Here is an 11376-nt window from a genome sequence, read left to right as displayed (position 1 = left end):
TCAAGGAGTGCGAGGTGTTGACCACCGACATCCTCGCCAAGACCGTGGGCGCCGACCCGTTGGACATCCAGAGCACGTTTGTCGGCGCGATCTGCCGCTGGCAGGCCGCCAACCCGGCCGGGCTGATCGACATCACCCGGTTCTGGTTCGAGCAGGGCAGCCTGGACAACGAGCGCAAGGTCGCCGAGTTTCTGAAGTACCAGATCGAGACCCGCTCCATCGTGGGTGTGCAGTCGATTGTGATGCGGCCGGGCGACCCCACCGGTTCGTGCGGGGTGGCCAGCGATGCCGGGGGGGTGGTCGGCTGGTGGGTGAACCCGCAGGCTCCCGGCATCGATGCCTGCGAGCAGGCACTCAAGCTGATGGAGCTGACGCTGGCCACCAACTCTTGACGGCAGCGCGCGGCCGGTCGCCGGCGGAAGCCGAGCTCTCTCAGCGCGGCACGTGGAAGTCGACCAGCGTGGCGTCGCCGAACTCGAGTTGCTTCCAGTTGCCCGGCACTCGCAGCACCGCGATCGCCGACGTCGGGAGCTTCGCCGCGATGCGTTCGGCGGCGGTGGTGCCGGTCTCGTCGGCGCCGGCCAGACCCAGGGCCACCGCGGATATCGCCGGCTCGTGTCCGATGACGAGCACGGTGGCGACATCGTCGGCGACCGTGGTGATCTCCTCGACGACCACACCGGGGGTGGCGTCGTACAACCGCTCGGCATAGCGCACCGGGGCGTCGATCCCGGCGCTGGACAGGGTCTGCCGGGCGCGGGTGGCCGTCGAGCACAGCACCGCGTCGATGCCGGGCAGGTTGGCGCGCAGCCAATCACCCGCCAACCCGGCTTCCCGGACGCCGCGCGGGGCCAGCGGCCGGTCGTGATCGTCCACCGAGCCCGAGTATGCCGATTTGGCGTGCCGCAACAGGATCAGGGTGTGGTGTCGGTTGCTCACCACGACCACGGTAAAGCAGTACCACCCGGCAAGCCCCTCCCGCAGCGCGCCATTCACGCCCTCATCCGCCACATGAGCATCGTGATCGGTGCGGATGTGGCGGGTGTGACATCCGGTGTCAGGTTGGCGACTCAGGGCGCGGACGTGCCGAGGAAGGTCCGCGGCCTTGTCGGTGCCCGGCTCTACACTCGCCATGCCCAGGACGAAGCCGGGCCCGTGATGAGAGGACGGGACAGCGATGCGATTCGTGCACACCGCCGATTGGCAGCTCGGCATGACCCGGCGCCGGCTGGCCGGGGATGTCCAGCCGCGGTATTCGGCGGCTCGCCGGGACGCGGTGGCTGGACTGGGTGCGCTGGCGGACGACACCGGCGCACAGTTCGTCGTGGTCGCCGGGGACGTGTTCGAGCACAACCAGCTCGCCCCGCAGGTGATCAGCCAGTCGCTGGAGGCTATGCGCGCCATCGGCGTCCCGGTGTATCTGCTGCCCGGCAACCATGATCCGCTGGACGCGTCGTCGGTGTACACCGGTGCGCTGTTCCGCGCCGAATGCCCGGACAACGTCGTGGTGCTCGACACCGCCGGGCCGCACCTGGTGGCCCCCGGCGTCGAGCTCGTCGCGGCACCGTGGCGGTCCAAGAAACCCAACACCGACCTGGCCGCGGCCGCGCTGGCCGAACTGGGCCCCGCCGACGGCGTCATCCGGATCCTGGTCGCCCACGGCGGGGTCGACACGCTCGATCCCGACCCGACCAACCCGGCGCTGATCGGGCTGACCGCCCTGAAGGACGCACTGGCCCACGGCGCAATTCACTACGCGGCGCTGGGTGACAAGCATTCGCTGACCGCAGTCGGCGACACTGGTCGGGTGTGGTACTCGGGCTCGCCCGAAGTCACCAACTTCGACGACATCGAACCCGACCCCGGCCACGTGCTGGTCGTCGAGATCGACGACACCGACCCGGCGCGCCCGGTCGGCGTGGAACCCCGCCGCGTCGGCCGATGGCGGTTTCACACGCTGCGCCGCCGGATCGACACCGGCGCCGACATCATCGATCTGGCCACCACTCTGGACCGGATGTCCGACAAGGAGCGCACCGTGGTGCGGCTGGCGCTGGTCGGCTCGCTGAGCATCACCGACCGTGCCGCGTTGGATGCCTGCCTGGACAGGTACTCCCGGCTGTTCGCCGGGCTGGACGATTGGGAGCGCCACAGCGACTTGGCGGTCGTCCCGGCTGACGGCGAATTCAGGGATCTGGGTCTGGGCGGGTTCGCCGCCGCCGCCGTCGAGGAGCTGGTTGCCATTGCACGCAGCGCCGCCGGCGATCCAGCCGACGACGCGCAGGCTGCGCTGGCCCTGCTGCTGCGGCTCACCGACCACGACAAGGCCACGGCGTGAGGCTGCACCGGCTGACCCTGAAAAACTACCGCGGAATCGACCACCGTGAGGTCGAGTTCCCCGACCACGGTGTGGTGGTGCTCTACGGCGCCAACGAGATCGGCAAGTCGTCGATGATCGAGGCGCTCGATCTGTTGCTGGGATCGAAGGACCGCTCCACCAAGAAGGACGTCAAGGCGGTCAAACCCACCCACGCCGACGTCGGCGCCGAGGTCACCGCCGAGATCAGCACCGGCCCTTACCGTTTCGTCTACCACAAACGGTTCCACAAATGCCCGGAAACCCGACTGACGATGGTCCAGCCGCGCCGTGAGCAGCTGAGCGGCGACGAGGCGCACCAGCGGGTCTGCGGCATCCTCGACGAGACGCTGGACATCGCGCTGTGGGAAGCCCAACAGGTGCTGCAGGCCGCGGCCACCGAAGCGGTGAACCTGTCCGGCTGCGACGCACTGTCGCGGGCACTGGACATCGCCGCCGGGAACACCGCGACGCCATCGGGCTCCGAATCGCTGCTGATCGAGCGCATCGACGCCGAATACGCACGCTATTTCACCAAAACCGGCCGCCCCACCGAGCAGTGGGCCGCCACCCGGGCCGCGCTGGCCGCCGCCGAAACCGAGGTGACGCGCTGCGCGGCGTTGGTCGCCGAGGTCGACGAGCGGGTCCACCGCCACGACGAGCTGACCGGCCGGCTGGCAGCGCTGTCCGCGCAGCAGGGCGGTGTCGACGCCCGACACGCCGCGGCGCGCCAGGCCGCCGCGGAGGTCGCCGAGCTGGCAGAGGCACTGCGGGAGGCGCAGCTGGTCGCTGCCACGGCCGACGCCGCCCGCACCGCGTCGGGTGCCGCGCACACCGAACGGCTGCGGCTCTGCGGCGACGTGGAGGCCCGCACGGGCGCCGTCACCGCGCTGGACGCCGACGCGCAGCGGGCCGCCGAGGCGGAGGCGACGGCCCGCACCGCGGCCGAGGCCGCCGGCGCCGCCGCCTACCAGGCAACGCAGGCCCTGCTCATCGCCGACCAGGCTGTGCAGACCGCGCGCGGTGTCGTCGATCGGCTCACCCGGCGAGACGAGGCCGACCGGCTCGCCGCCCGGCTGGCCAAGATCGGCGCCACCGGAGGCGCCCATGATCGGGTGTGCGATGCGCTGGCCGCGGTGAGGATCACCGAGACGATGCTGCGCCGGATCGAAGACGCCGCAGCCGCCGCGGACCGGGCCGAAGCGGCCCTGGCGGCGATCTCCGCGACGGTGGAGTTCACCGCGATCGCCGATATCGACCTGCTGCTTCCCGATCAGCAGGTGGCGCTGCCCGCCGGCCGGAGTTGGTCGATCACCGCTACCTCCGCCACCCGGGTCGACGTGCCCGGCGTCCTGACCGTGCAGGTCAGCCCCGGAGACACCACTCGCGATTCGCAAACCAAACATGCTGCGGCACAACAGGAACTGGCAACCGCGCTGGCCGCCGCGCAGGTGAGCGATCTGGCGGCGGCGCGGCACGCCGACCTGCAGCGCCGGGAACTGCAGGCCCGCCGCGACCAGCTGGCCGCCACCCTGGAAGCGCTGCGCGCCGACGACCCGGTCGATGAGCTGCGGGCCCGGCTGGACCACCTGGGCGCTGATCAGCCCGAGCCGGCGCCGGGCACCATCGGCGACGTCGAAACCGCTCGCGCCGAGCTCGCCGCCGCCGAGGCGCGGCGCGCCACCGTGGCCGAAGACTGCGATTCCCGGCGCCGCGCCGCCGCCGAGGCGGCCGATCGGCTGACGGAGCAGTCCACCCGGGCCACCGTGTTGCGGGGCCAGGCCGACACCCGACGCGCTGAGCTGGCTGCCGCCGTCGACCGACTGGCCCGCGAGCGCGCGCAGACCGGTGACGACGCCCTGGCCGGCGCGGCATCCGCCGATCAACGGGCCGCCGAGACCGCCGCCACGCGGGTCAGGGAGCTGTCGCGGCAACTGACCGCCGCCGCACCCGACGCGGTCAGCGCCGAGCTGGCCGATGCCGCCGCGGGTGCCCAAGCGCTGCGCACCCGGTGTGACCAGATCATCGCCGCACTGCGCGACCTGCGCGTCGAGCTTTCCGTGGTCGGCACCGAGGGTCGCCAGAGCCGGCTGGATGCGGCGGAGGCCGAGCGGGAACATGCCGCGGCCCAGCATGCCCGCATCGGCCGGCGTGCTCGCGCCGTGGACCTGCTCCGTTCGGTGATGATCCGCCACCGTGATGACACCAGGCTGCGGTATGTGCAACCGTTTCGCACCGAGATCGAACGGCTCGGCCGACCGGTGTTCGGGGACAGCTTCGAGGTTGAGGTCGACACCGACCTGTGCATCCGCGCCCGTACGCTGGACGGCCGCACCGTGCCGTATCAGTCGCTGTCCGGCGGAGCCAAGGAGCAGTTGGGCATCCTGGCCCGGCTGGCCGGGGCGGCGTTGGTCGCCAAGGAGGACAGTGTCCCGGTGTTGATCGACGACGCGCTGGGCTTCACCGATCCCGACCGGCTGGCCAGCATGGGTGCGGTCTTCGACGCGGTGGGTGCGCACGGGCAGGTGATCGTGCTGACCTGCACCCCGGAGCGCTACCGCAGCGTCGAGGGCGCGCACCGCATCGATCTCGTGGGCTGAACGTGCAGCCACTGCGAAACATCGGTCGAATTTTCGCGCTCAGTGCACGCCTCGGGAACGCTCGCGGACACCTTTACTATCAGCTCGTCATGAAGCCGATCGCGGTGTAGTTCACATCGGCCAGTCCGGGCGCGCCGAAGTTGGCCAGGTCGGCGCGCACGGCGACATCGCCGGGAGACTGGAACAACGGCAGGCTGAACCCTTCCTGCCAGAGCATGGTGTCGACCTGGTTGGCCAACGTTCGCGCCTTCTGCTGGTCCAGCTCGGCGAGCGTCTGGTCGATCTTGGCGTCGATCGAAGGACTTCCGATCTTGCCGAAATTGCTGTCGCCGTCCGACGCGTAGATCTGGGTGAGCGCCGACAGCGGGTAAGCGTCACCCGACCAACCGAATTGGGCGATGTCGAAGCCGCCGACACCGATGTACTGGCTGAAGAACCCGGTGCCCGGTTTGGCCTCGAGCACCAGCTTGACGCCGATCCGGGCCAGGTTGTGCTGGGCAACCAGCGCGATCTGCCGAGATGCCTGCGCCTCGTAGAACACGTCCCGGATCACCAGTTGCCGGCCGTCCTTCTGCCGCACTGCCCCGTTGAGTTTCCAGCCCAGCTCGTCGAGATCCCTCGCCGCCCGGTCCGGGTCGTAATCGGCTGGGGCGCAGTTGTTCTGGTAACCCAGTTGGCCGGCGACGAAGATGTGGTTGTTCAGCGGGGCGGGATTCTCGGTCAGGCCGTGCTGGGCCACATCGGCGATGGCCTGACGGTCGATGCCCCTGGCGACCGCCAGCCGCAGTCGGACATTGGACAGGATCGACCCGGGTGCGCCGTTGAATGTGAAATGCGACCAGGTCAGCGTCGGTGCGCGCCGGATCGCTATGCCCGGCGTGCGCTCGGCGATGGTCAGGTCGTCCAGTGTGGCCAGGCCGGCGGCGTCAATGGCGTTGTTCTGCAGCGCGGGGATGAGCGCGGCCGCGTCGAGCACCAGGAACGTCAGCGAGTCGAGCCGCGGCCGGGCGCCCCACCATCGGGGGTTGCGGGTCAACGCGATGCGCTGCGCACCCCGGTCGATAGCGGACACGATGAACGGCCCGGCCGACGGGCCGGGCCGGTCTAGTTGTGCCTTGTTGAAGGCGTCCGGGGTGGCCGTCACGGCGCGCGGCTGCAGGTCGCCGAAGAGGCCGCGCCATTCCGCGTACGGCTTGGCGAAGGTGACCACCGCCTGGCGGTCGTCGACGCCTCGGGTCACCGACTCCACTCGCTCGTATCCGGCCTTGCTGGCGATCGCGAATGCCTTGTCCCGGCCGCTGCAGGCGGCTGCCTGGGCGGCCAGGTCCGCCCAGGTGATCGGGGTGCCGTCGCTCCACACCGCCTTCGGGTTGATGGTGTAGGTGACGACCTGCGGATCCCTGCCGGTCAGTTCGATCGCGGTGAAGTAATCGCGGTCGATGCTCAGCGACCCGTCGGCGGCTGCGAGGAATGTCCGCGGCAGGGTGGGCCGGACGATCGAATTGAGGTTGACCGTATTGCCGTCGATGTGCAGCGGGTTGAAGTTCGGCGGGAACTCCGTCAGTGCGAGCCGCAGGTTGCCGCCGTCACGCAGCGTGGCTGGGTCCTGCGGGTTGATGTCGCTGACCGCACCCACGCGCGCCGCCCCGGCCGGCGGGGCGACTTGGGGATACCCGGCTGAGCAGCCGGTGACCGCCAGGCAGGTCAGCAGCGCCGGCAACACCGGTCGTCGAAGCTTGGGCTGGCGCGTCACCGCACCGATGCTAGCCGCGCACGGCCAGATCGGGATGCGCCCGCGGCACCGCGGCCAGCAGCCGGCGGGTGTACTCGTGGCGCGGGTCGGCGAACACCTGATCGCCGTCGCCCTGCTCCACGATCTTCCCGCCGTACATCACCGCGACCCGGTGCGCCAGGTGTTTGACCACCGACAGGTCGTGGGAGACGAACAGATAGGACAGCCCGAACCGGTCCTGCAGATCCAGCAGCAGGTTGATGATGCCCGCCTGGATCGACACGTCGAGTGCGGAGACCGGCTCGTCGAGCGCAAGGATCTTCGGTTGCAGCGCCAGGGCCCGAGCGATTCCGATCCGTTGCTTCTGCCCGCCGGAGAACTCGGCCGGGTAACGGCTGGCGTCAGAGTGGCTCAACCCGACGACGTCCAGCAACTCGATTACCCGCTGCTCGCAGCGGCGCCGGTCGAACCCGTTGGCGGTCAACGGTTCGGCGAGCACATCGAACACCGGCAGCCGGGGGTCCAGGGATGCGACCGGGTCCTGGAACACCACTTGCAGATCGGCCCGCAGCGCCCGGCGGGCCGCCGCGGTCAGGGTCGCGACGTCCGCCCCCAGCACCTCGATGGACCCCGTCTGGGGTGTGGCCAGTTCCAGAATCTGCCGCAGCGTCGTCGACTTGCCCGACCCTGACTCGCCGACGATACCCAGCGTGCGGCCCTGCTGCAACACGAAGCTGACACCGTCGACTGCGCGCACCTCGCCCACCTGCCTGCGCAGCAGCGCACCTTTGGTGAGCCGGTAGACCTTGGCGAGGCCGACGACCCGCAGCACCACCGGCGGTTCGTCAGTGGCCGTCCTGGCCGCCGGCTGGGTGGACACGTTGAAGATGTCGGCGGCGCTGCGCCCGGCGACGAGGTCGGTACGGATGCAGGCCGCGCGGTGGCCCTCGGATATGGTGGCCAGATCCGGTTCAGCCGAAAGGCATTCGCCGGTCACCAGGGGACACCGCGGGGCGAACGGACACGCGTTGGCGGTCAGCGACGACATGGACGGCGGTGCGCCGGGGATCGGAACCAGCCGGGTGCCCTGCCGGGCGTCCAGCCGCGGCACCGAGCCCAGCAGCCCGACGGTGTAGGGCATGCGCCGGTCCCGGTACAGCTCGTCGACCGCGGCGGCCTCGACGACGCGGCCGGCGTACATCACCAGCGCCCGGTCGGCGAACTCGGACACCACACCCAGATCGTGGGTGATGATCAACACGCCCGCGCCGGTGACGTCGCGCGCGGTGGCGAGCACGTCGAGAATCTGGGCTTGCACCGTCACGTCGAGCGCGGTGGTGGGCTCGTCGCAGATCAGCAGGTCCGGATCGTTGGCGATGGCGATCGCGATCACCACCCGCTGGCGTTCGCCGCCGGACAACTCGTGCGGGAAGGCCCGTACCCGGCGTTGCGGCGCTGCGATGCCGACCAGTTCCAGCAGTTCGACGGCGCGTGCCCGGGCGGCCCGCCGCCCGACGTCGCGGTGGTGCACCCGGATGGCTTCGGCGATCTGGTCGCCGACGGTGTACACCGGCGTCAAAGCCGACATCGGGTCTTGGAACACGGTGCCGATCGCGCTGCCGCGAATCCGCGACATCGCCGAATCGCCCAGCCCGAGCAACTCCTCACCGTGCAACCGCACCGAACCGCAGACACGGGCGTATTCGGGCAACAGGCCCACCACGGCCATCGCGGCGGTGGTTTTGCCGCATCCGGACTCGCCGACGAGGGCGACGACTTCGCCCGGGCCGACGGTGTAGCTCATATCGCGCACCGCCGACACCGAGGCGTCGCCGGTTTCGAACGTCACGGCCAGATCCGTCACGTCCAGCAGGACGGTCATCTTCGGCTTCGCTTCCGGCGTTGCCGCGGCCGGCTGGACGGATCCAGCGCATCCCTTAGGCCATCGCCGATCAGATTGGTGCACAACACGATCAGCACCAGCATCCCGCCCGGAACCAGGAACACCCACGGGAACGTTGTCACCGAGTTGGTACCGTCGGCGATCAGGGTACCCAGCGATACGTCGGGCGGCTGGATGCCGAATCCCAGGAAGCTCAAGCCGGTTTCCGCCAGGATAGCCAGCCCGACGTTGAGAGCTGCGTCGATGATGAGTATCGAGGCGACGTTCGGCACCACATGACGCCAAATAATCTGACGGCTGGGGACACCCATATACCTTGCCGCGTAGATGAACTCACGCTCGCGAAGGCTCATCGTCATGCCGCGCACCATCCGTGAGCTGACCATCCAGCTGAACGCGGCGAGCAGGACGATCAGCCACACCACGCTGCCTGACTGCTTGGTGCGCGGCGTGACGATGGCGATCAGGATGAAGGACGGCACCACCAGCAGCAGGTCCACCAGCCACATCAGCGTCCGGTCGCGCCAGCCGCCGAAGTAACCGGAGACCGATCCGACGGTGGCGGCGACGCTGGTGGAGATCACGGCGACGCACAGGCCGATCAGGATCGACTTCTGCATGCCGCGCAGGGTTCGGGCCAGCAGGTCTTGACCGAGTGCGTTGGTGCCGAACCAGTGCCGTGCTGAGGGCGGTTGCAGCAGTGCGTGGTAATCGAGTTCGGCGTAGCGGTAAGGGAGTAGCGGCGGCAGCGCGTAGCAGCCGGCGAACAGCAGCACCAACAGGATTAGCGAAAGGACCGCCGGCCTGTTGCGGATGAAGCGGCGCAGCAACAGGTTTCGCCGTGACAAGAACGTTGCCGGCGGGACGCCGACAGGCTCGGCCACGTTCTGCACGGTCGCCGGTTGGGTCATGACACCCGCACCCTCGGGTCCAGCGCCGCGTAGATCACGTCCGACAGCAATCCGGCCAGCAGAATCGCCGCTCCGGAGAACACCGTTATCGCCACCACGACATTGGCATCCTGGGTGGCGATGCCCTGCACCACCCACTCGCCCATGCCGTGCCAGCCGAAGATCTTTTCGACGAACACCGCGCCGGTGAGCAGGCCGGCGATCCCGTAGGCGAACAGGGTGGCCATCGGCACCAGCGCGGTGCGCAGGCCGTGCTTGAACAGTGCGCGCCGCCGCGTCAGGCCCTTGGCGCGCGCGGTCCGGATGAAGTCCTCACCGAGCACGTCGAGCATCGCGTTGCGCTGGTAGCGACCGAAAACCGCCATCGCGCCCAGAGCCAGTGTGAGGCTTGGCAACACGATGTGCTGGACCCGGTCGACCAACTGGTTCCACACCCCTGCGGGGGCCAGTGGCGAGGCCGCCCCGGTGTATTCGAAGACCCGCACCCCGAGGATCATGTTCACCCGCAGCCCGGCCAGGATCACCAGGTAAGCCAGCACGAACGTCGGGACGCTCAGGACTGCGAACGACAGCACGGTGATCACGCGGTCGCTCAGCCGGTACTGCCGAACCGCCCCCCAGGCCCCCAGCACGACGCCGGCGAGGGTACCGACCACCGAACCCAGCACCACCAGGCGCAGGCTGACACCGATCCGCCGGCCCAGCTCCGCCGACACCGGCTGACCGGTCACCGTCGGGCCGAAGTCACCGCGCACCGCACCGGAGAGCCACGTCGCGTACCGAACCGGTATCGGCTCGTCCAGACCGAGCTCGGCCGCCTTGGCTTCGATCACCGCCTGCGGTGGCCGGGGGCTGCGCTGCAGGAAGCTTTCCAGCGGATGAAATGCCAGCGAGGTCAGGCAGAACGTCAGAAACGACGCCAGCGCCAGCAGCACGATGTAGTTGAGCAGCCGACCCAGCACGAACCGCGTCACGGCCGTCCCTCGCACGCGTGTGGCATGGGCACAGGGTAAGGGATGGAATCGAGCCCGACGGCTGTTAGACCCGCTGACGCTCCGTGACCACGATGAGGAGATTGGTGTGACAGCTACCGACGAATACCTGGCGAACAACGTAGTGTACGCGCGCACGTTTAGCGGACCGCTGCCGCTGCCGCCCAGCAAGCACGTCGCGGTGGTGGCGTGCATGGATGCCCGGCTGGATGTCTACCGGGTGCTCGGGATCAAGGAGGGTGAGGCGCATTCGATCCGCAACGCCGGAGGGGTGATCACCGACGACGCGATCCGGTCGCTGGCCATCAGCCAGCGGCTGCTGGGCACCCGGGAGATCATCTTGATCCACCACACCGACTGCGGGATGCTCACTTTCACCGACGATGACTTCAAACGCTCCATCCTGGCGGAGACCGGCATCAGGCCGAGCTGGGCTGCCGAGGCCTTCAGTGACCCGGCCGAGGACGTCCGGCAGTCGCTGCGCCGGGTGCAGTCCAACCCGTTCATCACCCAGACCGAGTCGCTGCGCGGCTTCGTCTTCGACGTCGCCACCGGCAAACTCGACGAGGTGGCTCGCTAGCCGGTTGGCCCGGGTCCGTCTACCATTCGGGGCTTCGCGGCCAGGCCGGCTGAAGTATTCCCGAGTGGGGATATTTCGCAACCTTTGTGCTGTGTAGGTAGAGTGCAGCTCACTGTGCAAACGACGAGTTTGACGGTGAGCGGGTCGAATGGGGGAGCTAATGATGAAGCGCTGCTTCGTGACCGGCACCCATACCCTGGTGCTTGCCGCCGGTGGGTCGTTGGTGGCGCTGTTGCTCTCCGGGGCGGTCGCCTCCGCCGACGACTACCAGATCACCCCTGATCCGAACGTCCCCGAAACGG

The 11376-nt window shown here is 69.2% G+C and carries 9 protein-coding genes; 4 read left to right on the top strand and 5 right to left on the bottom strand.

The features are described 5' to 3' along the window. A partial coding sequence (locus AC2VON_RS03950) for a DUF3558 domain-containing protein (protein ID WP_486951769.1) occupies positions 1-392 on the top strand: 392 nt, incomplete at its 5' end. A gap of 40 nt (positions 393-432) precedes the next feature. Here the strand turns inward: AC2VON_RS03950 and AC2VON_RS03945 are convergent. Then, positions 433-939, bottom strand: a complete 507-nt coding sequence (locus tag AC2VON_RS03945) for a SixA phosphatase family protein (protein ID WP_486951770.1) — start codon at positions 937-939, stop codon at positions 433-435. A gap of 238 nt (positions 940-1177) precedes the next feature. Between AC2VON_RS03945 and AC2VON_RS03940 the strand changes: the two genes are divergently transcribed. Both AC2VON_RS03940 and AC2VON_RS03935 read left to right on the top strand, forming a co-directional pair. Next, positions 1178-2338, top strand: coding sequence for a metallophosphoesterase family protein (locus AC2VON_RS03940; RefSeq protein WP_486951768.1), 1161 nt, complete (start codon positions 1178-1180; stop codon positions 2336-2338). After that, positions 2335-4956 (top strand): AAA family ATPase, encoded by a 2622-nt coding sequence (locus AC2VON_RS03935; RefSeq protein ID WP_486951767.1) that lies wholly within the window; start codon positions 2335-2337, stop codon positions 4954-4956. Before AC2VON_RS03940 ends, AC2VON_RS03935 begins: the two co-directional genes overlap by 4 nt. Positions 4957-5035: 79 nt before the next feature. Here the strand turns inward: AC2VON_RS03935 and AC2VON_RS03930 are convergent, their stop codons facing one another. From AC2VON_RS03930 to AC2VON_RS03915, 4 genes are read right to left on the bottom strand one after another with little or no spacing between them, the layout of a single operon-like run. Further along, positions 5036-6709 carry an ABC transporter family substrate-binding protein gene (locus tag AC2VON_RS03930; protein WP_486951766.1) on the bottom strand — a complete coding sequence of 558 codons (1674 nt, stop codon included), beginning with the start codon at positions 6707-6709 and terminating at the stop codon, positions 5036-5038. A gap of 10 nt (positions 6710-6719) precedes the next feature. Beyond that, complete coding sequence (locus tag AC2VON_RS03925) at positions 6720-8570, bottom strand: dipeptide ABC transporter ATP-binding protein (RefSeq protein WP_486951765.1); 1851 nt, start codon at positions 8568-8570, stop codon at positions 6720-6722. After that, complete coding sequence (locus AC2VON_RS03920) at positions 8567-9502, bottom strand: ABC transporter permease (protein ID WP_486951764.1); 936 nt, start codon at positions 9500-9502, stop codon at positions 8567-8569. Before AC2VON_RS03920 ends, AC2VON_RS03925 begins: the two co-directional genes overlap by 4 nt. After that, on the bottom strand, positions 9499-10476 hold the full coding sequence (locus AC2VON_RS03915) for an ABC transporter permease (RefSeq protein WP_486951763.1): 978 nt from the start codon (positions 10474-10476) through the stop codon (positions 9499-9501). The genes AC2VON_RS03920 and AC2VON_RS03915 overlap by 4 nt, the downstream gene beginning before the upstream one ends. A 106-nt stretch (positions 10477-10582) precedes the next feature. Here AC2VON_RS03915 and AC2VON_RS03910 point away from each other — a divergent pair, with 106 nt between their 5' ends. Then, positions 10583-11074, top strand: a complete 492-nt coding sequence (locus tag AC2VON_RS03910; RefSeq protein ID WP_486951762.1) for a beta-class carbonic anhydrase — start codon at positions 10583-10585, stop codon at positions 11072-11074. The last annotated feature ends 302 nt before the right edge of the window (positions 11075-11376 follow it).

The organism is Mycobacterium sp. TH-M82, from assembly GCF_057473605.1.
The sequence above is the reverse complement of the archived record's forward strand: the minus strand, read 5'-3'. Positions and strand labels throughout refer to the sequence as shown.

Coding starts and splice junctions, on each gene's coding strand:
- AC2VON_RS03925 (WP_486951765.1), bottom strand. CDS start 8,570: ATGACCGTCCTGCTGGACGTGACGGATCTGGCCGTGACGTTCGAAACC.
- AC2VON_RS03920 (WP_486951764.1), bottom strand. CDS start 9,502: ATGACCCAACCGGCGACCGTGCAGAACGTGGCCGAGCCTGTCGGCGTC.
- AC2VON_RS03940 (WP_486951768.1), top strand. CDS start 1,178: ATGCGATTCGTGCACACCGCCGATTGGCAGCTCGGCATGACCCGGCGC.